Below are 26,953 nucleotides of genomic sequence, written 5' to 3'. Positions count from 1 at the left end.
CAGGTTTGCAGACGTCCGCTCAGGCCATTTTCTTGGCCAATTCGAAAATCAGTTCGGCATCGAAGATCTGTTTGTTGTCCTCGAATAACTTGGCGATACAGGCGCGGTGCAGGGCCAGCTTCAACGTGCCGAAGCCGATCGCTCCCCAAACGATTTTGCCGTCACGGTCGATGCCTTTGTCCATCATGTCGGTGCCGCCTATCCCCAAAGGAGGGGTTGCATTGGCGTCGGCGATCATTTCGATATTGGGGTTGTCCCGCCAGTGTTCCGCTTTCAGCAGCTCTATGCCGGCTGCGCCGGTGGCGAAGACGATGTTGGCGTCTTTGACGGCCTCGGCGCGGGCATCCATATCGGCCGCCTCAACCGGCGTCAAATCCACGCCGAAGCGTTCCTTCATCGCAAAACAGGCTTGTTCGGCATTAAAGATATGACGTGACGTGATGGACACTTCGGCGCCTTCTTGAGCCAGCATCACCGCGGCGCGCTGGCCGACCGGTCCGGTGCCGGCCAGGATCACCGCTTTCTTGCCTTGCAAAGGGCCGCTCTTCGCCAGCTTGGCGATCGCCGCGGCGGCGGTGGTATTGCTGCCGTTGCTGTCCAACATGACCGAGACCTGAAAACCCTGGAAAAAATGCCGCTGCACGGCATTAAATAATTGTTGGCCGGCGGCCATGTCGCTGCCGCCGACAAAAATTGCGGTATTCTTCTTGTCTTTCGGCGCGCGGGTAAAAATTGTTCCTTCCACCAGGGGTTGCACGTTGTCCGGGGTCACGCCGCCGAAGCCGATCACATGATCCGCGCCGCCATCATAAGCCACCACGCTATCGAAACTGGAGGGATGGCTGTCGGTGTCAAACTGGAATAACAATTTTTTCATTAACTTACCTGTGAAATGAATACTTAGGCTAAAGTCGCCAGAATTTCAAACCTATATATTATACAGAATATTAGCGCAGCCGCTTTATTTAAGGCGGCGGTTAAAAATATCTTTCCCAAGAGTAAATTATCTTGGCTGTATTCGGCTGAGTGATTTAGAAATTACCGTCTATATCCCGACAGCAACTCAGAACTTAAGCGAGCAGATGTGCAAAAAAAAGGCGCTATTTTCGACAATAGACTAAGCTTTTTCTCAGGCAATTAGTTATTGTCTGCTCCAGGCTAATGTGTCATATTGTTTAATCGAATTGACAAAGCATAGTGTTGGCCATGTTGAAGGAATGGGGTGGGTTGTTTTCTGATGCAGGGCTGAGTTGAAGAATTAGGTAGCAGAGATAAATGGATAAGGATCACAAATGAAAATACCGGTTGATATTGCTGTAACAGGGGCGGCTGGTCAGATTAGTTACTCGTTGCTGTTTCGTCTGGCGGGCGGCGCGTTTTTAGGCCCTGATCAACCTTTTGTGCTGCGTCTGCTGGAGGTCCCGGCGGCTATGGACGCCTTGAAAGGCGTGCTGATGGAGTTGAATGACTGCGCCTATCCGCTGTTGCAGAAAGTGATTACCACCTCCGATCCTAAGGTCGCCTTTGACAATGTCGATTACGCCTTTTTGATCGGCGCCAAGCCTCGCGGACCGGGCATGGAGCGCCGCGATTTGCTGGAATGTAACGCCGAAATCTTCTCCGTTCAGGGCAAGGCGTTGAACGAAGTCGCCAGCAGAAACGTCAAGGTTTTAGTTACCGGCAATCCGGCCAACACCAATGCGCTGATCGCGATGAGCAACGCCCCTGACCTGCGTCCCGAATGTTTCACCGCGATGACGATGCTGGATCACAATCGAGCCATCAGCCAACTGGCGGAAAAATGCGGCGTGCGATCAAGAGAAATTAAAAATGTCGCGATCTGGGGCAATCATTCCGCCACCCAGTATCCCGATTTGCATCACGCCAAAGTGAAAGGTCAGGATGCCTTGTCGTTGGTCGGAGAGGATTGGTTCGTCGATGACTTTATTCCCACGGTGCAGCAGCGTGGCGCCGCGATCATCAAGGCCAGAGGGCAATCCAGCGCCGCCTCGGCCGCCAATGCCGCGATCGGTCACATGAAGGCCTGGGCTAGGGGGACGGAAGAAGGGGACTGGGTCAGTATGGCGATTCCTTCCGATGGCAGTTACGGCATCGAAGAGGGATTGGTTTACTCTTATCCGGTGACGGTCAATGGCGGCGAGATCAGCATCGTTCACGGTCTCGATATCAATGCCTTTAGCCGCAAAAGAATGGATATCACCGAAACCGAGTTAAAAGAGGAAAGGGACGCCGTCAGACATTTGTTATAAGCGAGAACCCATTCAATATCTTTACCAAGCGCGCTGCGGGAGATATCGAACAGGTTCTGAACAGGCGGGAGAGGGCTCTTGATTCGTTTATACCACCCGATCCGGTAACGGCTGCCCGGAAAAAAACGCCGTCAGGTTGTTCAGCACTTTTCCCCCCATCGCCGTTCGGGTGGCGATCGTGGCGCTGCCCAGATGCGGCAGCAAAGACACGTTGTCCAGAGCCAGAAAGCCCTCGTCGACATTCGGCTCTCCTTCGTAAACATCCAGGCCGGCGCCGGCAATGGTTTTTTCCTGCAAGGCCTTGATCAGGGCTTGGCTGTCCACCACGTCGCCGCGAGCCGTGTTGATTAAATGCGCGGTCGGTTTCATCAATTTCAGCCTGGCTTCGTTGATCAAGTGCCGGGTCGTCTCTCCGCCCGGGCAATGCAGAGAAACGTAATCCGAATGTTGCAGCAATTCCTCGATGTTGTCGCAACGCGTCGCATTGAGGTTTTCTACAATTTCCGGATCGGCAGGGCTGGGTTTGAAATACAAGATCTTCATGCCGAAGCCGTGATGAGCCTTTCTGGCCATCGCCTGGGCGATCCGGCCGAAGCCGATCAGACCTAAGGTGGCGCCGGTGACATCGCTGCTCATCATATGGGTCGGACACCAGCCTCGCCATTGTTTCGCCCGCACCAGACGGTCGCCTTCGGCGCCGCGTCGCGCCGACATCAATAACAAGGTCATTGCGATATCGGCCGTGCTTTCAGTCAACACGCCCGGCGTGTTAGTGACGATCAAGGCCTGCTGTTTGGCTGCCTCGATATCGATATGATTATAACCGACGCCGAAATTGGCCAGGATTTTACAGCGCTTGTTGTCGATATTGATCACATCGGCCGGCAGCGAATCGCACACTGCGGGGCAGACGGCGTCATAATGCTGCAAGGCGTCTCTGAGTTCGTCGGCCGTCATTGGATGGTCGTCTTCGTTCAGGGTGACGTCGTAAAGCATTTGCAGCTTTTTTTCGACCGAGACTGGCCATTTTCGGGTGATTAAAACCTTGGGTGTGCTCATCGATTGCTCTCGCTGTTCGCATCATTCAATGGCTGCGAATATAGCATTTTTAAGACACAAGACGAAAGACGATGTGCTTTAACAGCAATTCTTGATTTGGATAACAAAGCATCGTAGGGCGGCTTCGCGAAGCAAGCCGCCAAAAACCTGCACGCGGGGCGAGTTATTTAACACATCCTAAACGTTTAACTTACTTTAGCTTTAGGCGTATTTGTTGTTAATTTTCTGTTTTGCCTCTCATTCATTTAATGAGGTAGCCCTGCTTAATGCAGCAATTCCCGATTTGGATAACAAAGAGAGCTTAGGGGAGTGTTTGGCGAGAATGTCGGCGGCAGGGCGCCCGCCGCCAAGCCCCAGGATGGGGCACGGCGGACACTCCCCAGGGGCCCTATACTGCTAAAACGCTCAAACTGGTTTAATGCATTCTGCCGCCCATTCCGCCGATCACTGTCATGAATATCGATGCAATGAAACCCAGAATCAAGAACGCCGGTATCGATGCGATCACCCATTTGACCATGAACACCACCATCGACATGAATGGCATGCGGATGTCGGTTACCACTACTTCTCGCTTATCGTCGCTCATTGTATTCCCCTTTGTTAGTGTAAATCAGGTCATATCTAGCCAGGTTCTGAGACGACGCCGGCGTAAGACCATTTCTAGTCACTTCCTGGAAGTGACGGCGTGCTGGCTATTATCCAGAGGTGGTTTTCATATATTACTCATTCTCAAGCGAATTTGACCCTTTTGGCTCGCGCCGCCAGGCGTCAGGTTGACACTTTTGCTATGAATTTATACCATATTTAGGTATTTATTGGTGCCTACAAGGATACCCAAAATGGCTAAAAACACTAGTATAACGCTGGGGAAGCACTTTGACGGCTTTATTGCCCAGCAAATTAAAGAAGGCCGATATGCCTCCGCCAGCGAGGTTGTAAGAGCCGCCCTTAGACTGCTAGAAGACAGCGAGCGTAAAGTTGCAGCCCTTAGAAAACTCATAGATGAAGGTGAAGCGAGCGGCACTGCCACCTATAACTACGATTCTTTTATGGACGAACTGGATGATGAATTAGATTAATGAATTCATTTATGCTGACTAGGAAGGCTAAATCAGACTTAAGGTCAATCGCACTCCACTCCGAGAAGAAATGGGGTAGAGAACAGCGCTATACCTACATTAAGCAATTTGACGACACTTTCCAATTACTAGCCAACAAACCAAGTATCGGTCAGAGCTGCGATTACATAAAAAAAGGTTATAGAAAATTTCCTAACTCTAGCCACTTAATATTTTATCGTTGTATTTCCAATGCTCAAATTGAGATCGTAAGAATTTTACACAAGAGAATGGATGTGCGAGTTCAGCTGACTGATTCATAACGCCGGGCTCACGCACCGGTTTGTAGCCGTGAAGCGGCGGAAAATCAGTCGCTGTGCGAAAATGGGGACAGATTTATTTATCGGCCTGATTTTCTCCAGAAAATAAATCTGTCCCCTTTTCCTGTCCTAAGCCCTAGAAATTCAAGAGAATATTCCGCAGGTGATCTTGTAAATCTAACAGAAAGGGCGTGTCTTTTTCTGTGCCAAAATTGTTTAAGTTTTCCGTTTATCATTTTTTTCATTGGAACACCATACAAAAAACTATGGAATATAGTAAGAAATAACAAGTGATTACCCCGATCCGCATATCTTATATCCTAAACACTGCTAATCATGGTAATTTTGTCTTGAAAGCCCTGTCGTTCTAAACGGGATAACATGCATTATTTTCATGTTAAACGGGTCTGAATCGCTTCAATGTTTAAGCTGTCTTACGACTAATCCGAGCGGCTTAATCGTTGGTCGTTAGGTCTCTAGTTTTCGTCAACCTGAACTATCAAAGACTAAGAATGCAGAGACGTAAAGAACAAAGGTATCGCCGTGGGTAACGACGATGCCTTTGATTTTTCTCCCGTAGCAGATCGTGCGTTAGGAGGAAACTGGTTGGCTTATTAGGACGCGGTTGAGCGGTAGTACTCGATCGCTGCGGCAACACCGCTGCCGGGTTTGATGTCGAAACCGTTGTCCAGCATGGCCATTTCGACACCGGCGATAGCGCCCAGCATGGAAACGTCGTTCATGTCGCCGATGTGGCCGATGCGGAAGACTTTGCCGGCGACTTCGGTTAAGCCGGCGCCTAGGGAAATGTTGTATTTATGATAGGCGGTGCTGATGACGTCGCGGGCATCCTTGTCTTCCGGCACAACGACCGCGGAAACGGTGTCGGACTCGAAGCCGGGCTGGGCGCACAATTTCAGTCCCCAGGCGGCGATGGCGCGACGCGTGCCTTCGGCCAGACGGTGATGACGGGCATAGATGTTTTCCATGCCTTCTTCCAGCAACATGTCCAGCGCCTTACGTAATCCGTGTATCATCGGTGTCGATGGCGTGTAAGGGGTGTAGCCGTCTTTATTGGCGTTGGCCATGTCTTTCAGGTCCAGGAAGCAGCGAGGGAATTTCGCTGTTTCGGTCGCTTGCAGCGCTTTTTGGCTGAACGCGACGATGGCCAGGCCGGCCGGCAGCATGAAGCCTTTTTGCGAGCCGCTGATGGCGCCGTCGACGCCCCAGTCGTCCATGCGGAATTCGATGCTGGCAATCGAGCTGACGCCGTCGACGAATAACAGAGCCGGGTGGTTGGCTGCGTCCATCGCCTTGCGTACGCCGCCGATGTCGCTGGTTACGCCGGTGGCGGTTTCGTTATGAGTCGCCAGTACCGCCTTGATTTCATGGCTGCTGTCTTCTTTCAGGCGCGCTTCCAACGCATCCAATGGAATGCCTTTGCCCCATTCGACTTCATGGAACTCCACGTCCAGACCCAGGCGTTGCGCCATGTTGATCCACAGGTGGCTGAATTGGCCGAAACGATAGATCAAAACCTTGTCGCCAGGGCTTAATGTGTTAGTCAGGGCAATTTCCCAGCCGGCTGTTCCGGTGGCGGGGTAGACGAAGGCTTGTCCGCTTTCGGTGCGAAAGATTTTTTTCAGATCTTCCAGGACCGGTTTCATCAATTTAGGGAAGTCCGGCGAGCGGTGATCTTCCATCGGGACGTGCATTGCGCTTAGAACTTCGTGGGGGGTATTGGTTGGGCCAGGAATAAATAAGTGGTTGCGACCAGCCATTGATATGCCTCTGAATAATTGAAAATGGATGAAAAGGCTTCGCGTGGTAGGAGTGATGAAGCCATAAAAATCGGTAAATGTTGCCATATTTTAGCGGGATCGGCAAGTTGTTTGCGATGAGAGGATGTCTGCAAAGTTGCCGACGTAGCGTTTAAATTACGCTATTTTCGCAACAAAAGAGAGGTAAATCAGAGAGTTTAACAATTGACATTAATTGCTCCGGAAGTAAAATGGTGGGTTAATTAAATTTCCAGTTTAGACGGGAAATAATCGCAGGAGCGCTAATTTAGCGCGAAAATCAATATACTTTAGAGTAGGAAGGTACGAATGAGTCATACATTATTTGAAGCCAATGCCCAGCGTGTACAGCGTTGTGAATTAGCTGTGCCGGGATCAAATCCTGGTATGTTCGAAAAAGCACTGAAAAGCGGCGTTGACTTCATCTTCCTCGATCTCGAAGATGCGGTTGCTCCCGATGACAAGCTTCAAGCCCGTAAAAATGTCATTGAAGCGATCAACGATCTGGACTGGGAAGGTCACGGCATCACCATTTCGGTGCGTATCAATGGCTTGGATACTCAATACATGGTGCGCGACGTCGTCGATCTGGTCGAACAATGCGGCGAAAAGTTGCAAACGATTCTGATTCCCAAGGTTGGCGTCTATGCCGATGTCTATATGGTCGAAGCGATGCTGTCCCAGCTGGAAATGCAACAGGGATTGAAGCACCGTATCGGCATCGAGTGTCTGATCGAAACCGCGTTGGGCATGGCCAATGTGGAAGATGTCGCCAAACAGGGCGCTTTAGGCGGACGCCTGGAAGCCTTGCATTTCGGCGTCGCCGACTACGCCGCCAGCAACCGCGCCCGGACCGTCAACATCGGCGGCCTGAATCCGGATTATCCGGGTGACCAGTGGCATGCCGCGATCAGCCGCATGACGGTCGCCTGTCGCGCTTATGGCTTGCGTCCGATCGACGGGCCGTTTGGCGATATCAAAGATCCCGAAGGTTATAAACAGGCGGCCAGACGCGCTGCAGCCCTGGGCTGCGAAGGCAAGTGGGCGATCCATCCCTCCCAAATCGAACTGGCCAACGAAGTGTTCACTCCTCCGACCGAGGAAGTCGACAAAGCCAAACGCATACTGGAAGCGTTGAAAGAAGCGGCGGCGCAAGGCAAAGGCGCGGCGGCTCTGGACGGTCGATTGATCGATGCGGCTTCCGAAAGAATGGCGAACAACGTCGTCAGAACCGCGGAAGCGATTGCCGCAAAAAGCAAGTAAACCTTTTGCGAGGTCGTCGGATCATGCGACGGCGCTCGTCAGTTCATGTGTCGGGGTGTGCGATGCCCCGAACTGTCCGGCGTTCATCAGGTTGGCTTGCTGAGCACGAGGCAGAACAATAATAAAGAATTTTTTAATTGTACAGAGGATGCTATGGATATTCATGAATATCAGGCAAAACAACTTTTAGCAGAATACGGCATTAAAATTGCCGAAGGCGGACTTGCCTATAGTCCCGAAGATGCGGTGCAGCGGACCAGAGAGATCGGCGGCGATGTCTGGGCGGTCAAGGCTCAGATTCATTCCGGCGCGCGCGGTAAAGCCGGCGGCATTAAGATTTGTAAGACTCATGATGAAGTCAGCGATGCGGCCGAAGAATTGCTGGGTAAACGCCTGGTGACTCATCAGACCGGACCGGCGGGCAAGGTCTGCAACAGGCTTTATATCGAAGCCGGCACCGAGATCGCCAAAGAGCTGTATTTCAGTTTTCTGGTCGACCGCGAGCATGAGCGCATCGTCATGGTCGGTTCGGCCGAAGGCGGCATGGAGATCGAAGAGCTGGCCGAGAACAATCCGGACGCGATCAAAAAAATTCATATCGAGCCGGCGGTCGGACTGTGCGATTTTCAGGCCCGCAAGATGGCTTTCGCCTTGGGTCTGGAATCGACTCAGATCAGCCAGGCGGTCAAGCTGATCAAGGGATGTTATCGTGCGATGCGCGACCGGGACGCCAATATGCTGGAAATCAATCCATTGGTCATTACCGGCAGCGGCGAGTTGGTGGCGCTGGATGCCAAAATGGGCTTCGATGACAATGCTCTGTTTCGTCAGCAGAAAATTTCCGAACTGCGCGATAAAACCCAGGAAGATCCGCGCGAAATGGCGGCGGCCGATCGCGGTTTGAGCTATGTCGGCTTAGATGGCGATATCGGCTGCATGATCAACGGCGCCGGTCTGGCGATGGCGACCATGGATATGATCAAACTGGCGGGCGGCGAGCCGGCTAACTTCCTCGATGTCGGCGGCGGCGCTTCGCCTGAGCGAACCGAAAAAGCCTTCCGCATGGTGTTGGCCGACGACAATGTCAAAGCCATGCTGGTGAATATCTTCGCCGGCATCAATCGCTGCGACTGGATCGCCGAAGGCGTCGTTCACGCAGTCAATAAAATCGACATGAAAGTGCCTTTGATCGTGCGTCTGTCCGGCACCAATGTGGAAGAAGGGCGCAAAATCATTGCCGACAGCGGTTTGCCGATTATTACCGCCGATACGCTGGCGGAAGCGGCTGAGAAAGCGGTGCAAGCACGCAATGAAGTGGTTGCGAAAGAAGGCTAAGGGGAATAATAGATGTCTATTTTAATTGATGAAAACACTCGTATGATCGTACAGGGATTTACCGGCAAAATCGGTACTTTCCATGCCCAGGATATGATCAACTATGGCTCCAATGTTGTCGGCGGCGTGACGCCCGGCAAAGGCGGGCAGAAACATCTGGACCGTCCGGTTTTTAACACCGTTAAAGAAGCGGTTGAACAAGCGGGCGCGGAAGCCAGCATTATCTTCGTTCCTCCAGCGTTCGCGGCCGACTCGATCATGGAAGCGGCCGATGCCGGCATCAAATATTGTGTCGCGGTGACCGACGGCATTCCTACTCAAGATATGATGGCGGTGAAAAACTTCCTGCGCCGCTTCCCGAAAGAGGAGCGTATGGTGCTGACCGGCCCTAACTGTGCAGGCACAATCAGCCCGGGGAAATCGATGCTGGGCATCATGCCGGGCCATATTTATAAGCAGGGCAATGTCGGCATCGTCGGACGTTCCGGAACGCTGGGCTATGAAGCCGCCGACCAAATGAAATCGCTGGGCATCGGTATCTCCACCTCGGTCGGTATCGGCGGCGATCCGATCAACGGTAGTTCGCATCGCGACATTCTGGAGCAATTCGAACAAGATCCGGACACCAAGGTCGTGGTGATGATCGGCGAGATCGGCGGACCGCAAGAAGTCGAAGCCGGCTATTTCGCCAAGGAACACATGAGCAAGCCAGTGGTCGCCTATATCGCCGGTTTGACCGCGCCGAAAGGCCGCCGCATGGGGCATGCCGGAGCGATTATTTCGTCTACCGGTGAATCCGCGGCGGAAAAAGTGGAAATTCTCAAAGGACTGGGCGTCACGATCGCGCCGACGCCTTCGGCGATGGGCGAAACGGTCGCCCAGGTGTTGGCCAAGCTTTAAGGGCTAAGGTCTACACTGGGAGTTGATGAAGTGAAGTGCAGCGTCGGAAAGCGATGCGCTTCACTTCGTTCAGCGGCATCCTACTTCTGTTTTGCTACAGCATTTTTTCCAGCAAGGTAATCGCGATTTCGACCGCGATCAGCCAGATGATGATCCATTCCAAGGTGGACGAATGTTGATGTTTTTGTTCGTCGGCCAACATCTCTAATAGCTCGTGGATGGTTTCCAGTTTTTTCGTCAATACCTCGGTGCGTTGCGACAGTTCCAAATAGTTGGCCGCCATCGTATACAAAGCTTGGTATTCCGGATGCTCCCAGAAAAAATCCGGGGTGTCGAGCAGGTCGTAATTGACATTGATATCGCTCTTGGTCAAAAACAGCTGGCCGCGAATTTTCGCCAGCGATTTTTTGGACAAATTGATCTCACCCTTGCTGGCCAACGAATTCGGCAGGTGACGGGTGGTATTGATCGTCTGCTGAGCCTGCTGTTCAAAGGCGGCCAGTTTGATCGATTGCGCCATCGCGTGGGATACCGCCAACAACAATTTCTTGTCATCGGACTCTAAATAGATACAGTCGTGTTGAATACGGTTTTGAGTCGCATTTAGGCTGTAACTGAAATTATCTTCCTGAAATTCGGTTAACGGGTTCACGGCAAACTCAAGCAACTCGCTATGCAGTTTCCGGCGCATGTCCAGCGAGACATTCCAATGCGTCACCGCGCCGTAAGGAAAGACTACAGACAGGGCGTCCTTATGATCGATCAGCAGCACATCCTTGAATAACAGCGCGCGTTTGTTTTCGAGCAGATGTTGGCAGAGGGCGGAGAAATCAAAGTTCTGCGCCAGGCATAAGGTCAAACAATGTTTATGGGGTTCGTTCATCGATTTTGATGGCAGTAGGACGGGCTGAAACATTTTAGATCGTTCTGGTTCGAAAGTGCTAAAAAATTGCATAACCTGGATGTTTGTTTATGAGTCCGGAGCGTGGTTGCTCGGCGTGCGTGAAACGTTTGCCGGCTTTGTTGGGTTTCGCTCTACCAGCTTACGAGGTTAAGAATGATGGGGGGCTGACTTTTTGATGAAACTCCGTAATATTGCCAATATAATCGGGAGCTTATGATTTCCATGTTCGCCATGAAACTAGTCGATGATGCCGGTTACGTAATGAAGACGCCGTTTCCGCTCAATCAGGATCAAATGGTTTTACGTAAAAAAAAGTGCGGCGCAATGGTCAGTCGTTGCTCAATTACACGATGAAAAAATATCGGCCGGACGACAATCCTGGTTGTAAGACATGCTGAAGCGTTTGATAGCTTGGTTTTTGTTCGATCAAACGTTGAATATTCGAATGCCGGTCGAGGAAGAAAAAACGCGATTGCTGGAGATATTCAATTCAGCGCGACTGTCGGCTGGATGCTTTACGGAAGATCCGTTGGATCTAGCCGAATTTTCCCGACGCATAAACGGCGAGGTCGTTCATGTCGCCGAAATTGGCGGGCAAATTGCCGGCTTCGTGTCGGTCTGGGAAGCGCAGGCTTTTATCCATCATCTTTATGTGTGTCCCCGCTTTCAAGGGCAAGGCTTGGGCAAGGCCTTGTTGCAGATGTGCGAACGGCGATACGGTCGGCCTTTGTCGCTCAAGTGCATTTGCGCCAACCGGCGGGCGCTCGGTTTCTATCGGCGCAATGGCTGGATTAGCAAAGGCAGCGGTAGCGGCGTCGATGGCGCCTGGGAAAGGCTGTGGCTGAAAAGTACGCGCGACGAGGTCGAGTAATGTCGAGGATGAATTTTACAAGTCTTTAGATAGCCTCTCATGTTGTAATGCTGACAGGGCTACCTCATTAAATGAATGAGTGGCAAAACAGAAAATTAGCAACAAATACGCCTAAAGTAAGTTAAACGTTTGGGGCGGGTTAAATAACCCGCCCCGCCCAGAGTACGCGCGAGGTCGAGTGATGTCGAGGATGATTCTTACAAGTCTTTAGATAGCCTCTCATGTTGCTGAGTTTTGTGTTGACATAAAGTCCTTAGCGCCTAGAATCATTCTCATGGGTGAATTGAGGGGGGAGTTAGGACAATGATTTGCCCGAGTCGGGTTTGTTGATGGTCGTCAACTGACCTTGGCTGTAATCTTTAAACAGTAGGTTAGGGTGCGCGATAGCGCTCCCTGACGATACAACTCCGTGACTTTGAAATGCCACGTAAGCAAAAGTCGCTTTTTGATTGTGGCCGTCAGCCGACCTCTGTCGCAATATTTATATATCGGGAGCCGTATGGAACGATTAGATCGGGCATTCGAAAAACTACTCCGACACCACAACTTTGCCTTTCTGGAGGCGCATAGCGGGGCAATTTACGGTGTATGGGATAATTTTCGTCTCGCCTATCTGAATCCAGGTTGGTTTCGGTTCGCCAAGGAGAATGACGGCGAACCCCGCATCTCTAAAGAGTGGGGGTTAGGACGATCGATATTAGACTGTGTATCGGGTGACGTCAAAGTGCTTTATCAAACAAAACTCAATGCCTGTCTCAATACGAGTGAGGTCTGGAGCCATCAATATGAGTGTTCCAGCGATACGGTCTATCGCTGTTTTCATCAGCTTGTTTATCCGCTGGTGCGGCGAGGAGGCCTGATCATCGTCAATTCTCTCGTCATCGAAGAACTGCACGATCCAAGCAAGAGGCAAGCCATGGCTGCCGACGAATCTGTCTATATTGATGAAAACGGCTTTATTTGCCAGTGCGCCTATTGTCGCAGGGTGAAAAACTATAGCGTTGCCGAGCGTTGGGATTGGGTGCCCGAGTGGGTAAGGCGCTGTCCGGATAACACTAGCCATACTTTCTGTCCCGCCTGTTTTGCTCATTATTTTCCGATGGCCACGACGGACGCATAGGGCTGGCAAGATTAGAGCAAAATCCGATGTGCTGGCGCGTTTCGCTAGTCGTGTGTTTTTTTGCCCAACGTCAATTGTTTAAACGCTTGCTCGGGTAAGGGTTTACTGTAGTAATAGCCTTGCGCCCAGCCGCAGGGACGGGCCTGGAGAAATTCCGCCTGCCCCGAGTCCTCGACGCCTTCGGCGATGACTTCCAACGAGAAGTTTTTGGCGATATCGAGTATCGATTCGACCAGCGAGGCGTCGCTGTCGTCGATCAGAATATCCCGGATGAACGAGCGATCGATTTTGATGATATCGATCGGCAGTTTCTTTAGATAACTGAGCGATGAAAATCCGGTGCCGAAATCATCCAGCGCGATTTTGATGCCCTGGGCTCTGAGCAATTGCAGTTGCCGTATGTAGTGTTCCTTATGACTCATCATCAAGCTTTCGGTGATTTCGATGACGACATTGCGGGCGCCGACGCCGCTGTCGCCAATGAGGTCCAACCATTTTTCGGCGCCGTTTTCGCTGATGAATTGTAGTGAGGAGAAATTGACCGCTATCGTCAATGTCTCATCCGATTCGTGATTCAAATCGGCGATAAACCGGCATGCCTTGGCCAGAACGAACTCGCCTATTTGTCCAATCAGATTCAAGCTTTCGGCAACCGGAATAAATTCCTCGGGTGAAATGAATCCGCGGACCGGATGTCGCCAACGAATCAGCGCTTCGGCGCCGCATAAGCGTTGGTTTTCCAGGTCAATCACCGGTTGATAGTAAACATCGAAGAGTTCGAGTTTGACCGCATTTTTTATATCGTTGGCGATACGATGCTGACGTTGAGCTTTTTCGTGCATTTCCTGGGTGAAAAAGCGGTAAGCGTTGCGGCCCTCCGCTTTGGCCGTGTACATCGCATTGTCGGCGTGTTTGAGTAGGGTTTCGGCTTCGCCGCCATCATTGGGAAACAGGGTGATGCCGATGCTGGCGGTGATGTGTAATTCATGATCGTTCACCTGAATGGGCATTTGAATCGCTTCGAGAATTTTCTCGGTCGGCGCGATCATATCGGTTTCGGATTCCAGGTCGGGAATCAAAACGGTGAATTCGTCACCGCCGAAGCGGGCGAAAGTATCGGATTCGCGGAAAACCTCTTTCATGCGTACGGCAATTTCCTCTAGCACTCGATCGCCTTGTGAATGTCCCAGCGCATCGTTAATATCCTTGAAGCCGTCCAGATCGATAAACATCAGGCCGAGCAGCTTTTGCTCTCGTTGAGCGGTGGTCATCGCCTGTTGCAAGCGGTCGTAAAAAAGGTTTCGATTAGGCAGCTTGGTCAGGGCATCGAAATTGGCCTGCTGATGGATGAGTTGCTGAGCGCGTAAGGTATCGCTGATATCGGAGAAAATGCCGACATATTTATCAGCGCCTTGAGGATCCTTCAAGGCGCTGATAGACAGCCATTCGGGGTATATTTCGCCATTTTTGCGCTTATTCCAGATTTTGCCTTGCCAGCGCCCGGTATCCTCCAGGCTGCGCCAGAGATTTCGATAAAAGTCTTTTTGTTGTTTTCCGGAATTCAGAATTTTCGGGTCCTTGCCCAAGACCTCGTCCTTGCTATAACCGGTGATTTCGCTAAACGCCGGATTGACGGAAATGATGCGGTTGTTTTCATCGCTAATGACGATGGCCTCGTTGGCGGCTTCAAAAACGCTGGCCGACAAGCGGATTTGCTGCTCGGCCCGATAACTTTCGGTAATATCCTCGATGGTCAAGACGGCGCCCGTCACGTTGTCGCCGGTTAAGCTACGGTAGGGATAAATCGTGAATTCGTAGTGTTTGGCTTGTTTCGCCAGTCTGTATTGAACGCTTTGTCGAGTTTCGATGACTTGCCTGACATGGCTAATCAATTGTTCGCAACTGAATAAGGTTTCTAAAACACCGATATTGGGTTTAGCGTTGCTATTCGCGTCGAATTGCAGAAAACGGTTGCCGACCTCGTTATAGCGGGTGACTTGCATTTGACTATCGATCACGATGACGGCAATGCCGATGCTTTCCAGAATATTTCTCAGGTCGTCGTTAACGTCGCCCAATTCCTTGGTTTTGAGCGTCAGCTCGTCGTTGACCAAGGTCAATTCTTCGTTGATCGATTGCAATTCTTCATTGGAGGTTTCCAGCTCTTCGTTGGTTGACTGGAGCTCTTCGTTGGTGCTTTGAGCTTCCTCGTTCAGGTTTTGCCATTCGCTGACCGAATTTTCCAGTGCTTCGGTGACCGTCCTCAGCGTTTCCCGCGCTATACGCAATTCATGTTCCAGTCCGGTGATCCGTAATTCTTCTGCGCGGTCCGGCGTCTTACTTTCGGCATCTACGCTAATGGGTTCAAAGGCGATCAATAATAAGCTGTCGTTGTCTTGTTGTTGATAAATTGGGGTAACCGAAAGCCGATAATGACGGCTGAGGCCGTCGGCTGCCAGCGTCAACGGCGGACTGCTGACGGTTTTATTGGTCGATAGGGCTTGATGACAGAAGGCTCTAAGCTCGGTTTTGAATACCGGGTCGATGATCGAAAACAAGTTGAAATCGGCTTTGCCTTGTTTGATTTTAATGAAATCGTCACAGTTGTTGTAAAACTCCAGGATGCGCCCTTCGCGAGTAGCAAGTATGCTGGGCGGCGCGTAGGCTGAGATCAGTTTATCCTGGCCTAACATTTTATAGTTCGGATAAACCGGCTTGATGCCTCCATCGCCAGTCGTCAACGTGAAACTATTCACTTTTTTGGCATTGAAATCGGGGCGTATGACCAGCGAGCTGTTTTTGACAAACAGCTTATTATTACGATCCAGCCGGGTAAAAGCATCGTTAAGCTTCCATAACGATTCCGCCTGGCCGAGAAACAGAATGCCGTTTTTCAGCAAGGCATAATGAAAACTTTTAAGCACTTGTTCCTGCAGCGTTTGATTCAAATAAATCAGCAGGTTCCTACAGCTGATCAAGTCCAGACGAATGAATGGTGGATTTTTGATCAAATCCTGACGCGAAAACATCACCAAATCCCTGAGGTTCTTATTCACGCTATAGCCTTGTTCCTGGCGCAGAAAATATTTCTCCCGTAGCTCCCGACTCAATCCGCTCAACGCGTTTTCGCTATAGTCGCCTTTACGGGCGATTTGCACCGCATTGTCATTGATATCGGTGCCATATATTTGTACCCGGTAGCGGGCGATTGTCGCACCCAGTTCCTCCAACAAAATAATCGCGATCGAATAGGCTTCCTCGCCGGTCGCACAGCCGGGAACCCATATGCGGATTTCGTCGCCGGGCGCTTTTCGATTGATGATGGTTTTCAATGCCTGCTTCAGAGCGTTGAAGGATTGTTCATCGCGAAAAAACGAGGTGACGCAGACTAAAAAGTTGTTGGCCAGGCGGCTCAGTTCTTCGGCATTGTCCTGACAATAACGCCGGTAAGCATCGAATTCATCGATCTGTAAAATCGCCATGCGGCGATGAATTTGCCGGTTAATGGTGCTGCTTTTGTAATTGACGAAGTCTATACCGGTCGTGTCGAATATCTGGTCTATCAATGCTTTGACGCCATCCGGAGCGCCTTGTGCGAGATTGCGCTCGATGTTTTTGGCGAAATTATCGGCAATGGCCGTTAATTTAATGGCTGCTTCTTCCGGCTCGACGGTCAAGTCGACATCGGCGTATTTGATCGCCGCTTTCGGCATGCTGCTGAATTTGGCCGATTTTGGGGTTTGGGCCATGGTAATGCCAGCGGCGGCCTTTATCGCTTTCAGGCCATTGGCGCCGTCGCTGCCGGCCCCCGAAAAGACGATTGCGATCGCCTTTTCCTGATAGTTTCGGGCAAGGCTGGAGAAAAAATAGTCGATGGTGGTTTGGGGGAGTCGATGCGAGGAGGGGATCTGTATTTTAAGTTGATCGTTTGCAATCGAGACATCGGCATCGTGCGGCGCGACATAAATCTTGTTGGCTTTAAGTCTGGTATCGTTTTCGGCCTCTTCGACCGGGATCGTCGCATTCTTGCGTAGAATATCGGCTAATAAGTTCGGCTGGTCGGGCGAGCCATGTTGGATAATGACAAAAGTCATGCCCGTATCCGCCGATAAATGCGATACGAAAGGAAGCAACGCTTCCAAACCACCTGCCGATGCACCAATGCCAACAACGATCATGTTCTTCGATATAGATTTTTAAAAAACGGCAAAGGCTACCATATTTAAGCTTTTTTTTCTTTAACAGTCCTTGGACAGTGCAGGGCTCCTCATTAAAAAATAACTTCTGGGCGGGGCGGGTTATTTAATCCGCCCCGAACGTTTAACTGACTCTAGTCACGGTTGAATCGTTCAGGACCTCGTTGACCTGCAGCGGTGCGGACTACTTGCTTTTCGCGCCGAGGGCGGCGCTCCTACGCAAAGCACCGTCTTGCCTTCGGATGTGTCGAACACCGTGAAGCGCATCAAAACCGGTGCGCTTCCTATCGTCAGCGCACCCTACCCACATTCGTGAGGTGGATCACGCGCAGCGGATCGGCTAAAAGCATTCAATGCACGCGGGGCAGATGTTGGTGCAATATCGGCAGTTTAGGCAGCAATTCCCACTTTGGCGTTCAAAAAGGGCATGGGGTGTGTTTGGCGAGGATGTCGGCAGCAAGGATGCTGCCGTCAAGCCCCCAGCACCTAAATTCCATGGCTACAGGACTATATTTTACATTCCAGGATAATTTAGGTGCTGGGTGAACGGCGCTCCTCGACAGACACCCCATGCCCTAAACACCGCAAAAATACTCAAACTGAATTGCTGCAGTTTAGGCATTGCTTGCGCTCTGCCCAATCTTATCAGTTCAGCTGACTGGGAAACCCCGGAAAAAATGGAGAAAGTTGAATAATATCAGTCAGTTGAACTGGTTTTTTGTTTCGAACTCAGGGTTTGTCTGTATTGGACTTGTAGGTCAAGGATGTTCGTTAGAGTTATCGATTGCGATTTTATGTGATTCGGTTAAACTCAACGATAAGCGTCGAACATTGACTCCAGCTGAAAGGATAGCGTTATGCCCAATTCCAAGATCACGATCGACGGTAATGAAGCCGCCGCCCATGCCGCGTTTTTAAGCAATGAAGTCATCGCGATTTATCCGATCACACCCGCTTCGCCGATGGGCGAGCACGCCGATAAATGGGCTTCTGAACAGCGCCGAAATATCTGGGACACGACCCCTAGCATTATCGAGATGCAAAGCGAAGGCGGGGCCGCCGGAACGATTCATGGCTCTTTGCAAAACGGCGCCTTGACGACGACTTTTACCGCCTCGCAAGGATTGTTGCTGATGATCCCGAACATGTACAAAATCGCCGGGGAGCTGAGCCCGGCCGTTTTTCATGTCGCGGCCCGCTCGATTGCCAGCCAGGCTTTGTCGATTTTCGGCGACCACAGCGATGTGATGGCGGCGCGCGCCACCGGATTCGCGTTTTTGGCTTCCAATTCGGTGCAAGAGGTGATGGATTTTGCGCTGATCGCCCAGGCCTCGACCTTGGCCGCGCGGATTCCGATCGTGCACTTCTTCGATGGCTTTCGCACCTCCCATGAAATCGCCACTATCGAGTCGCTGGACCGTGATATCGTGCGAGCGATGATCGATGACGAGTGGGTGACGGCGCACCGACGGCGGTCCCTATCGCCGGAACATCCGGTGCTGCGCGGTTCGGCGCAAAACCCGGATGTGTTTTTTCAGGCCAGGGAAACGGTCAATCCCTATTACCAGGCCATGCCGGGCATCGTCCAGAAGACCATGGACAAGTTCGCCGATTTGACCGGCCGGCGTTATCGTTTATTCGATTATGTCGGTCCCGAAGACGCCGAGAGAGTGATCATGTTGATGGGGTCGGCGGCCGAAACGGCCGAGGAGACGGTCGCGCATCTGAGCCATCGGGGCGAGAAAGTCGGTGTGCTCAAGGTGCGTCTGTTTCGACCGTTCGTCGCCGAGGCCATGCTTGAGGCTTTACCGGCTACGGTGAAGGCGATCGCGGTGTTGGACCGGACCAAGGAACCTGGCGCCGACGGCGAGCCGTTATATAAGGATGTGGTGACGGCCTTGGCGCAAGATGCGATGACCGGCGCACCGCGCTTTACCCGGTTGCCGAAGGTGATCGGCGGTCGTTACGGCCTGTCGTCCAAGGAATTCACCCCGGCCATGGTCAAGGCGGTTTTCGACGAATTGGACCGCGACCAAGCCAAGAATCAGTTTACCATCGGCATTCATGACGACGTCAGCCACAGCAGCCTGGAATGGGATGCGAGCTTCCGCACCGATGCCAGTAAAAACGCCGTGAACGCGGTTTTTTACGGCTTGGGCAGCGACGGCACGGTCAGCGCCAATAAAAACTCGATCAAGATCATCGGCAATAAAACCCAGGGCTACGCCCAAGGTTATTTCGTTTACGACTCCCGCAAGGCCGGTGCGGTAACGGTATCGCATTTGCGTTTCGGCAGCGAAAGAATCCGCTCCAGCTATTTGATCGGCGATGACGAGGCCGGCTTTGTCGCCTGCCATCAATCGATTTTTCTGGAGCGTTATCCGATGTTGGATAAGGCTGCGTCCGGCGCGACCTTCCTGCTCAATTCACCGCTACCGGCGGATCGGGTGTGGGCTTCGTTGCCGCGCGGTATGCAGGCCGCGATCATCGACAAGAACATCGCCTTCTATACGATCGACGCCTATGCGATCGCCCAGTCTTGCGGTCTCGGACGGCTGATCAACACGATCATGCAAAGCTGTTTTTTCGCGTTGGCCGACATCATCCCTGAACAAGAAGCGATAGCCGCGATCAAACAAGCCGTGCAGAAAACCTATGTCAAGGCCGGCAAGCGCATCGTCGACGCCAACCTGATGGCGATAGACGAGGCGCTGGCCAATTTGCATCGGGTCGAGGTGCCGGGCGAAGTGGATAGCGATTTCGACATGCCGTCGCCTGTGCCGGATTATGCCCCGGAAGCGATCAAACGGGTCACCGCCGAATTGATGGCGGGGCGCGGCGATAGCGTGCCGGTCAGCGAATTTGCCGCCGACGGTACTTTCGCGACCGGCACCTCGCGCTGGGACAAGCGCAATCTGGCGCTGGAGATTCCGGTTTGGGAACCCGACATCTGTACCCAGTGCGGCAAATGCGTGTTTGTCTGTCCGCACAGCGTGATCCGCAGCAAGATTTTCACCGCGGAGCAGGTCGAGGATGCGCCGGAAAGCTTTAAGCATGTGCCGCTGTTGAGTAAGGCCTTCCCCGATCTACAGGTTAGTTATCAGGTGTCGCCGGAGGACTGTACCGGTTGCACCTTGTGCGTCGATGTCTGTCCGATTCGGGACCGCGAAAATCCGGAGCGCAAGGCCGTCAACATGAAGCCGCAGCCGCCGCTGCGCGAACAGGAAAGCGTCAACTGGCGTTTTTTCGAAAACATCGAAGAGTATGACCGCACTGCGCTGCACCACAACAAGATTCCCGAAGCCATGCACTTGCAGCCGTTGTTCGAATTTCCCAGCGCCTGCGCCGGCTGCGGCGAAACCCCTTATCTGCGGCTGGCGACACAGTTGTTCGGCGACCGCATGGTGGTCGCCAACGCCACCGGATGCTCGTCGATTTACGGTGGCAATCTGCCGACCACGCCGTGGAGTAAAAATCACGAAGGCCGTGGACCGGCCTGGTCGAATTCGCTGTTCGAAGACAATGCCGAATTCGGTCTGGGCATGCGCGTCGCGATCGACAAGCAACGGCAATATGCCGCCGAATTGTTGCTGACGTTGCGCGATGAAGTCGGCGCGGAGCTGACCGATGGGATACTAGCCGCCGAACAGCAGGATGAGGCCGGCATCTACGAACAACGCGAACGGGTCGGGGTATTGAAGCAACGACTGCAAGCCTTGAATGACGATGCTGCGGCGCGATTACTCGCCGTCGCCGACACGCTGATCAAGCGCAGTGTCTGGATCGTCGGCGGCGACGGCTGGGGCTACGACATCGGTTACGGCGGTCTCGACCATGTGTTGGCGGCCGGCCGCGATGTCAATATCTTGCTGCTCGATACCGAAGTGTATTCCAATACCGGCGGCCAGACCTCGAAGGCGACGCCGCGCGGCGCCATCGCCAAGTTCTCCGCCGCCGGCAAAAGCACGCCGAAGAAGGATCTGGCGCGGTTGGCGATGGATTATGAACACGTCTATGTCGCCCAGATCGCCTACGGCGCCAAGGACACCCAGACCTTGCGGGCGTTTCTCGAAGCCGAGTCTTATCCCGGCACTTCGCTGATCATCGCTTACAGTCCCTGCATCGCTCATGGCGTCGATCTCTCCAACAATTTGCGCCAGCAGGATTTGGCCGTGCGCAGCGGCCATTGGCCCTTGTTGCGCTATGATCCAAGATTGGCGGAGCAGGGTCAGAATCCTCTGCAATTGGATAGTCGGAAGCCATCCATTCCGTATCGCGATTATGCGATGACCGAAGCCCGTTTCAGCATGCTCGGTCGCACCCATCCCGATGCCTCGGAACGTTTCATGCGCCAATCTCAGCAGGATGTAAATGACCGTTACCGACATTACCGCGAACTGGCCGACAAGGTATTCCCGAGCGCGGAAGGACACGAGGAGTCAAAATCATGAACAGCATCGATTTGAGCACCGAATATTTAGGGCTGCAACTGTCCAATCCATTGGTGCCTTCCGCCTCGCCGTTGTCGCGTAGTCTCGATTCGGCGCGCATACTGGAGGATGGCGGCGCGGCGGCCATCGTGATGTTTTCGTTGTTCGAGGAAGAGCTGCGTCAGCAGGAGGAAGAAACCGCCCGCTTCATGATCAATCAAGGCATAGGCCATGGCGAGGCGGACAGTTTTCTGCCGTTCGATACTCAGTTCCAGCATGGCCTAGAACAATATCTGGAACAGTTGGCCGCGCTCAAACGCAGCCTAGATATTCCGGTGATCGCCAGCTTGAACGGGGTGTCGCTGGACGGTTGGGTCGAGCATGGCAAATTACTACAAGAAGCCGGCGCCGATGCGTTGGAATTGAACGTTTATTATCTAACCGCCGATATCAACGAACCCGGCGCCGCGGTCGAAGCTCGCTATCTGGAATTACTGCGGGAATTGCGCAAACAGGTGTCGATTCCGATCGCGATGAAGTTGTCGCCTTATTTCAGCGGTCTCGGACATTTCATCAAGGGCTTGGAGAGGGCCGGCGCCGACGGCGTGGTGTTGTTTAACCGCTTTTATCAGCCGGATATCGACCTCGATGCTTTACAAGTCACTTCGCAATTGCAATGGTCTACTTCGGCCGACGGCCAACTACCGTTGCGCTGGTTGGCCTTGCTTTACGGCAAGGTCGAGCTCTCGCTGGCCGCGGTCAGCGGTGTGCGCAGCGCCGACGATGTGCTGAAGATGGTGCTGGCTGGCGCCGATGTCGTGCAGATGTGTTCGGTTTTACTCGATCGGGGGCCGGAATATCTGGGGACGATCAAAACGCATCTGCTGCGCTGGCTAGAGGAGGGTGAATACGCTTCGATAGCCGAACTTAAAGGCCATCTCAGCCAATACCGCTGTTCCAATCCGGAGATTTTCGAACGCTCCAATTATATCAACCTGTTGGATGGTTACAGCCGGGCGCGTGGAATGAGGGGATAGCGTTGGATGTAAATAGATGAGTCTTGATAGCGCGTTAATCCCGCTTCTTGAGCTTACCGGCCAGTCTTGCTTTGCCGCCGATGAGAGGCATAGAGGCTTGGCCGGTTGATATCGCTTACAACTGGGAGCGGTTGCCCGAGTTTTTTCTGAGCTAGGCAAACACGCCGATGCCGACGACGCCGATGATGACCAGCAACATCAATATCGGATGTTGGTAAAACATATCAAAAAATGCGCCCATGCCTTGCGATGTGCCTCGATAATAAAGACCCATGATGCTCTCCTCCCCGGATCGGGATTGACGATAGATGGTATCTAAATACCCCCGTGACCTCGAAGCGTCACGTAACCGTTAACGCGGTATCGTTATACTAGACTTGATTGCAGTCTACCGTGGAAATCGGCCTTGTCCAGTCCGATGCCGGATGGGGGTAGGGCTAGCACTCAGCACATCCGAAGGCAAGACGGTGTTTTGCGTAGGAGCGCCCGCCCTCGGCGCGAAAAGAGCCATTCGGCCCGAGGGCGGGCTTCCTACGGGCAGTCGCCCTTGGCGCGAAAAGCAAGTCCGCACGCTATGCGAAATGCAGGCCAACGAGGTGCTGAACGGTTCAGCCGTGACTAGAGTAAGTTAAACGTTTGGGGCGGGTTAAATAACCCGCCCCGCAGAACCCTTTAATGGCCATTGACACATGTGTCTGATGGACGGCGAGGCGGCTTATTCATCGTCTGTTTGAATCGTTTCTTCGACGCTGATGCTGAATTTTTGATAGATGCCGAGGCAAACGATGGACAATGAGGAGAATAAAATCAACAGCGCCGGATAGATCAATAGGGCGATATTCTCGTTTCCCGCTTTGAAGATATAGACCAAGCCTTCCATGCCGGCCGCGATAGAGATGATGACGAAGATTTTGGTGATGGTTTTTCGCGCTTCCGACGGCGAGCGTAGTTCCTTATTTCGGGTGACTTCCTCTTCGACCAAGTATTTGGCGACATCGAGAACGGCGATAGAGATGATGATGGCGCCAACGGATTCTAGGATTTGCGTAATCAGTAGGGAAAATTCCTTCAACGCCATGGCGGCGTCATAAACGGACCATGCCATGATTAAAAAAGATAAGATGGTCAAACTGGCCGCGGCAATCAAATACATGAGTGATGCGAATATCTCGAAATATTTCATGGTCGCTAGGATGTGTTGCAAAAAAGGATAACTGCCAGCTCAAGTTTGAGTCAGTACCCGTGATGTGACCGAGATGACGTCAGTTCGTTTTCTCCTGACGCAGAAAAAATTTCCTAACGGTTAAGTTAGGAAGAATAATCGTCAATAACCCACGGCTACCCCGATGTTTCCGAAACTCGGGATTAGCCGCTTCGGCTAATATAGTTGTTGAAATGATGAGCGTTATTTATGCTGCTAGTGGCGCAAATATTTCTCATGCGATTCGCCTTCATCGAGAATAATAATCTCCACACGTCGGTTTTGTTGTCTGCCAATTGCCGTATTGTTGGAGCTTGCCGGATAAGCTTCGCCATAACCCTGGGTGATGACGCGGGATGCCTCAATGCCATTAGATAACAGAAAATTAGCAACTGCTTGAGCACGTTGCCGCGATAAATTTATATTGTATTCTTCGCTACCGACATTATCGGTATGGCCTTCGATCAATACATTACGAGTTTCGTAAGCTTTAAGCGCAGTGACTAGGCGATATAGGTTTTGTAAGGCGCCTGATTTTAAATCGGCTTTGCCGGTATCGAACAACACATCACCGATAGTCACCACTAAGCCGCGATCGGTTTTTTTTGCTTTCAAGTCCTTGAGTTGTTCCTCGAGGCTTTGTACTTCCTTGCGGGCCTCTTTGACTTCATTTTTGCGGGTCTCGAGGATTAATTTTTTACGGGTGTTTTCAAGTACTTTAAGTTGGTCGTCAGCAACTTTACGTTGCGCCGTATATTTAGCAATAGCGACTTTTCCTTTGGTTAAGTATGCTAAATGCTCGACTTCGTCTTCATCTTTTTGGGCTTCCCATAGTTGGTCGGCTTCTTTTAGCGATTGTTCGGCGTCGTACAGGGCTACAGGCGCATTTTCGGCAACATTAGGATCATTACGTGCCTGTGTCACTTCTTGCCGCGCCTCTTCCAATGCCGGCAAGGGTTCGGTAGCACAGCCCGAAAGCAGAGTCATATTGACGAATAAAATCGTTATTGTTCCTTGGATAAATAGATTGGATTTCATAATTCTTCTCCTAGAAACCGAATGGAAGTTATTGATCGCTTGAGTATTTAATTTCTTGCCTGAGTGTTTCGATGCTTTCCTTCAATTCGTCGATGGCGGCTTTGGCCCTGACTGAATCGGCCTTGGCTTCGGCAGCTAAGGCGTCAATTTCCGCTTTTTCCGCTAATCGCCGGGCGGTTTCAAAGTCTTTTTGATGGATGGCTTCCTTGGCTTTCTCGATTTTTTCACTAGCGAGCCGCATTTCCAAGGGAGAATAACTTCGAGCATTTTTATTCTCGGCTTGCTTCAAGGCTTGTTCGGCCAAAGATATTTTTTCCAACGGCGGTCTTCCATTACTACATCCGACGGTGATTCCGCTGATGACCATAATGGCGGTATAAGCGATAATAGGATTTCGTTTGTTCATGGTCATACTCCTAACGCAACGGTTAATGTTCGATTTCGCAGCCCGCGCAATTTATGAATTAACAACCTGTTAGAAAATGGTGGGCCGGCGGTTTAGTGCTGAAATCATTTTAAAACAGCACTGACAGCCTGATTCGTACTACATTCGTAAAGACTATCAGTTCAAATGCTTCATTAATCGAAGGTATTGATTAATGAAGCATGAACTCATTCAATTCGTGTTTGTTATTCGTTGTTCGAGCTAAATTCGGTTTTAGCCTTGTTCCAAGATTTTTGAAGATCTTGATAAGCCTCCGAAAAGCCTTCCTTCATATGCTCCCAGGCGCTCGCGGAGCTGGTTTTCCAACTGCCGAAGCTTTCCGCCAATTCTATCCGTTTTTGACGCAATGCCTTCATTGTTGAACGCGCTTTTATCCGAGCGGCTTCATCCATTTGATCCCAATTATTGTTGATGCGCGTTTCCAACCGATTAAGGCGCTGGTCAAGTTTAGTCATCGCTTCTTGGGTTTTTTTGATCGCCTCGTCACGCTTATCGCTGCCGTACTGTTTTAATGTTTTGAGCAGTTCTTGAGTTTCTTGGTTGACTGCTTCGATTGTCGTGTTTTCGGCGTCTGATTTAGCGTGGGCAAGCGGAATAAGGCCTATCAATATAGCCAGGAAAATGCTTATAAGATAATTGCTTTTCACGTCTTTGCCTCGTTGTTGCGGATGGGAAGTGTCAGTTATTAGAGGAGCGCGGGGCAAGGCTATTGGAAGCGCTTAGTCGCCGAATTTAGCGCACTGTCTAGGGAATCCCATGCTGATTCCGCGCCTGACTTGATATCTTGCCACGCATCTTCGCCGGCAGATTGTAATTCTTCCAGTTTCTTAGCGGCCTCGTCGCGTTGCGCTTTGAGGGCCTTAATTTCCTGTTCATGCTCGATGCGCATGTCGGCTCCCGCCTCCTTTGCCTGAGCTTCCAATTTTTCGATGTCGGCGTTCCATTGATCGAGTTTAGCTTTCATCTTGTTTACATACTCATCACGATTATTCATTTCGGTGCTCTCGTTTCTTAGTGAATGAAAAACCAGTCCAATCATCATGGACTGAGTGAATGCAACAAAAAATTAAACCTGCCTTTTTAAGATTGCATATTGATTGACTGCTTTGCTGCTGGAAAGGTTCTACGTATAAATGATTCTTTTCGACTTGCGATGATTTCATCGCAACGGCATCAAAGCATAAAAATTTATTTGCTCTTTCTGCAACCAACGCCTATAGAGCAGAAGAGTTCCTCATTATTTTTTATCTATTGCGGTTGTCTGCCTATTTGGCGTTTAAGACATGGCTAGAATATGTCCATGGCAACTCACAGCGCATGCTTCACGTTGTACTGACACATCCATGTGTGGTGTAAACTTGACGACAGTCTTTGGCGGCCATGGATGGTGGGAATGCTAACACACGCCTGGAACAGGTGAGGTAGACCATAAGGGAGGGCGGAAATGCAGATTCTGCAATTATGCCAAGGATGACGTGTAGTAGAGCACCAACAGTAGGTGCTTTAAGCGACGCAGGCGCAGTTGTCGAGGAGCAAAATTTGCCTGGCTGTCGACAGCATTGAAAATCCAATAGGATAGCCTAGGTCAAATTCAACTGTGGGTTGTTTATAGCCATAGTTTTTTATCCGAAGAACGGAACTATTTTCCCGATTTGAACATTAGTAGCGCATAGTGATGACGTATGCAACTAATCAGCATTCAAA

General features: G+C 51.4%; 22 protein-coding genes. 10 read left to right on the top strand and 12 right to left on the bottom strand.

Annotated features, from left to right (window positions below):
• Window positions 1-19: 19 nt before the first annotated feature.
• On the bottom strand, window positions 20-877 hold the full coding sequence (locus Q9L42_RS01145; protein ID WP_305906454.1) for an NADP-dependent methylenetetrahydromethanopterin/methylenetetrahydrofolate dehydrogenase: 858 nt from the start codon (window positions 875-877) through the stop codon (window positions 20-22).
• Window positions 878-1,292: 415 nt separating this feature from the next.
• Between Q9L42_RS01145 and Q9L42_RS01140 the strand changes: the two genes are divergently transcribed.
• The gene (locus tag Q9L42_RS01140; protein WP_305906455.1) at window positions 1,293-2,270 is read left to right on the top strand and encodes a malate dehydrogenase; all 978 of its coding nucleotides are present in this window, start codon (window positions 1,293-1,295) and stop codon (window positions 2,268-2,270) included.
• A gap of 87 nt (window positions 2,271-2,357) precedes the next feature.
• On the opposite strand, the gene Q9L42_RS01135 is transcribed toward Q9L42_RS01140, so the two are convergent.
• Both Q9L42_RS01135 and Q9L42_RS01130 read right to left on the bottom strand, forming a co-directional pair.
• Window positions 2,358-3,329: a 2-hydroxyacid dehydrogenase gene (locus tag Q9L42_RS01135; RefSeq protein WP_349431755.1), complete on the bottom strand. Its 972-nt coding sequence runs from the start codon at window positions 3,327-3,329 to the stop codon at window positions 2,358-2,360.
• Window positions 3,330-3,744: 415 nt separating this feature from the next.
• Window positions 3,745-3,918, bottom strand: a complete 174-nt coding sequence (locus Q9L42_RS01130) for a hypothetical protein (protein ID WP_305906456.1) — start codon at window positions 3,916-3,918, stop codon at window positions 3,745-3,747.
• 253 nt (window positions 3,919-4,171) lie between these two features.
• Between Q9L42_RS01130 and Q9L42_RS01125 the strand changes: the two genes are divergently transcribed.
• On the top strand, window positions 4,172-4,411 hold the full coding sequence (locus tag Q9L42_RS01125; protein ID WP_305906457.1) for a type II toxin-antitoxin system ParD family antitoxin: 240 nt from the start codon (window positions 4,172-4,174) through the stop codon (window positions 4,409-4,411).
• The gene (locus tag Q9L42_RS21415; RefSeq protein ID WP_432648865.1) at window positions 4,411-4,713 is read left to right on the top strand and encodes a type II toxin-antitoxin system RelE/ParE family toxin; all 303 of its coding nucleotides are present in this window, start codon (window positions 4,411-4,413) and stop codon (window positions 4,711-4,713) included. The genes Q9L42_RS01125 and Q9L42_RS21415 overlap by 1 nt, the downstream gene beginning before the upstream one ends.
• Before the next feature lie 611 nt (window positions 4,714-5,324).
• Here the strand turns inward: Q9L42_RS21415 and Q9L42_RS01120 are convergent.
• Window positions 5,325-6,491 carry an aminotransferase class V-fold PLP-dependent enzyme gene (locus Q9L42_RS01120; protein ID WP_349431754.1) on the bottom strand — a complete coding sequence of 389 codons (1,167 nt, stop codon included), beginning with the start codon at window positions 6,489-6,491 and terminating at the stop codon, window positions 5,325-5,327.
• Between the two features lie 327 nt (window positions 6,492-6,818).
• Between Q9L42_RS01120 and Q9L42_RS01115 the strand changes: the two genes are divergently transcribed.
• From Q9L42_RS01115 to sucD, 3 genes are all read left to right on the top strand, one after another.
• The gene (locus Q9L42_RS01115; protein WP_305906458.1) at window positions 6,819-7,772 is read left to right on the top strand and encodes an HpcH/HpaI aldolase/citrate lyase family protein; all 954 of its coding nucleotides are present in this window, start codon (window positions 6,819-6,821) and stop codon (window positions 7,770-7,772) included.
• A gap of 153 nt (window positions 7,773-7,925) precedes the next feature.
• Window positions 7,926-9,107, top strand: coding sequence for a malate--CoA ligase subunit beta (locus Q9L42_RS01110; RefSeq protein ID WP_349431753.1), 1,182 nt, complete (start codon window positions 7,926-7,928; stop codon window positions 9,105-9,107).
• A gap of 12 nt (window positions 9,108-9,119) precedes the next feature.
• Complete coding sequence (sucD, locus tag Q9L42_RS01105; RefSeq protein ID WP_305906459.1) at window positions 9,120-10,007, top strand: succinate--CoA ligase subunit alpha; 888 nt, start codon at window positions 9,120-9,122, stop codon at window positions 10,005-10,007.
• A 94-nt stretch (window positions 10,008-10,101) separates the two neighbouring features.
• Here the strand turns inward: sucD and Q9L42_RS01100 are convergent, their stop codons facing one another.
• On the bottom strand, window positions 10,102-10,890 hold the full coding sequence (locus tag Q9L42_RS01100; protein ID WP_305906460.1) for an RMD1 family protein: 789 nt from the start codon (window positions 10,888-10,890) through the stop codon (window positions 10,102-10,104).
• Window positions 10,891-11,302: 412 nt separating this feature from the next.
• Between Q9L42_RS01100 and Q9L42_RS01095 the strand changes: the two genes are divergently transcribed.
• Together Q9L42_RS01095 and Q9L42_RS01090 are read left to right on the top strand one after the other, a co-directional pair.
• Window positions 11,303-11,782: a GNAT family N-acetyltransferase gene (locus Q9L42_RS01095; RefSeq protein ID WP_305906462.1), complete on the top strand. Its 480-nt coding sequence runs from the start codon at window positions 11,303-11,305 to the stop codon at window positions 11,780-11,782.
• A gap of 499 nt (window positions 11,783-12,281) precedes the next feature.
• A complete protein-coding gene (locus Q9L42_RS01090) occupies window positions 12,282-12,902 on the top strand; it encodes a hypothetical protein (protein ID WP_305906463.1) in 621 nt (206 codons plus the stop codon).
• Window positions 12,903-12,946: 44 nt separating this feature from the next.
• Here Q9L42_RS01090 and Q9L42_RS01085 read toward each other — a convergent pair whose 3' ends face one another.
• Window positions 12,947-17,080, bottom strand: a complete 4,134-nt coding sequence (locus tag Q9L42_RS01085; protein ID WP_305906464.1) for an EAL domain-containing protein — start codon at window positions 17,078-17,080, stop codon at window positions 12,947-12,949.
• Between the two features lie 875 nt (window positions 17,081-17,955).
• On the opposite strand from Q9L42_RS01085, the gene nifJ reads away from it, so the two are divergent.
• Window positions 17,956-21,549, top strand: coding sequence for a pyruvate:ferredoxin (flavodoxin) oxidoreductase (gene nifJ / locus Q9L42_RS01080; protein ID WP_305906465.1), 3,594 nt, complete (start codon window positions 17,956-17,958; stop codon window positions 21,547-21,549).
• A complete protein-coding gene (locus Q9L42_RS01075) occupies window positions 21,546-22,565 on the top strand; it encodes a dihydroorotate dehydrogenase-like protein (RefSeq protein WP_305906466.1) in 1,020 nt (339 codons plus the stop codon). The genes nifJ and Q9L42_RS01075 overlap by 4 nt, the downstream gene beginning before the upstream one ends.
• 151 nt (window positions 22,566-22,716) lie before the next feature.
• Here the strand turns inward: Q9L42_RS01075 and Q9L42_RS01070 are convergent, their stop codons facing one another.
• From Q9L42_RS01070 to Q9L42_RS01045, 6 genes are all read right to left on the bottom strand, one after another.
• Window positions 22,717-22,839 (bottom strand): hypothetical protein, encoded by a 123-nt coding sequence (locus Q9L42_RS01070; protein WP_305906467.1) that lies wholly within the window; start codon window positions 22,837-22,839, stop codon window positions 22,717-22,719.
• A gap of 441 nt (window positions 22,840-23,280) precedes the next feature.
• Complete coding sequence (locus Q9L42_RS01065; RefSeq protein ID WP_305906468.1) at window positions 23,281-23,670, bottom strand: hypothetical protein; 390 nt, start codon at window positions 23,668-23,670, stop codon at window positions 23,281-23,283.
• A 312-nt stretch (window positions 23,671-23,982) separates the two neighbouring features.
• The gene (locus Q9L42_RS01060) at window positions 23,983-24,804 is read right to left on the bottom strand and encodes an OmpA family protein (protein ID WP_349431752.1); all 822 of its coding nucleotides are present in this window, start codon (window positions 24,802-24,804) and stop codon (window positions 23,983-23,985) included.
• 28 nt (window positions 24,805-24,832) lie between these two features.
• A complete protein-coding gene (locus tag Q9L42_RS01055) occupies window positions 24,833-25,210 on the bottom strand; it encodes a DUF4398 domain-containing protein (RefSeq protein WP_305906471.1) in 378 nt (125 codons plus the stop codon).
• 224 nt (window positions 25,211-25,434) lie between these two features.
• A complete protein-coding gene (locus Q9L42_RS01050) occupies window positions 25,435-25,896 on the bottom strand; it encodes a hypothetical protein (protein ID WP_349431751.1) in 462 nt (153 codons plus the stop codon).
• Between the two features lie 59 nt (window positions 25,897-25,955).
• Window positions 25,956-26,243: a hypothetical protein gene (locus Q9L42_RS01045; RefSeq protein WP_305906474.1), complete on the bottom strand. Its 288-nt coding sequence runs from the start codon at window positions 26,241-26,243 to the stop codon at window positions 25,956-25,958.
• Window positions 26,244-26,953 lie beyond the last annotated feature (710 nt).

The organism is Methylomarinum sp. Ch1-1 (assembly GCF_030717995.2).
GTDB classification, from domain to species: domain Bacteria; phylum Pseudomonadota; class Gammaproteobacteria; order Methylococcales; family Methylomonadaceae; genus Methylomarinum; species Methylomarinum roseum.
This window is presented reverse-complemented; position numbering and strand designations above follow the sequence as displayed.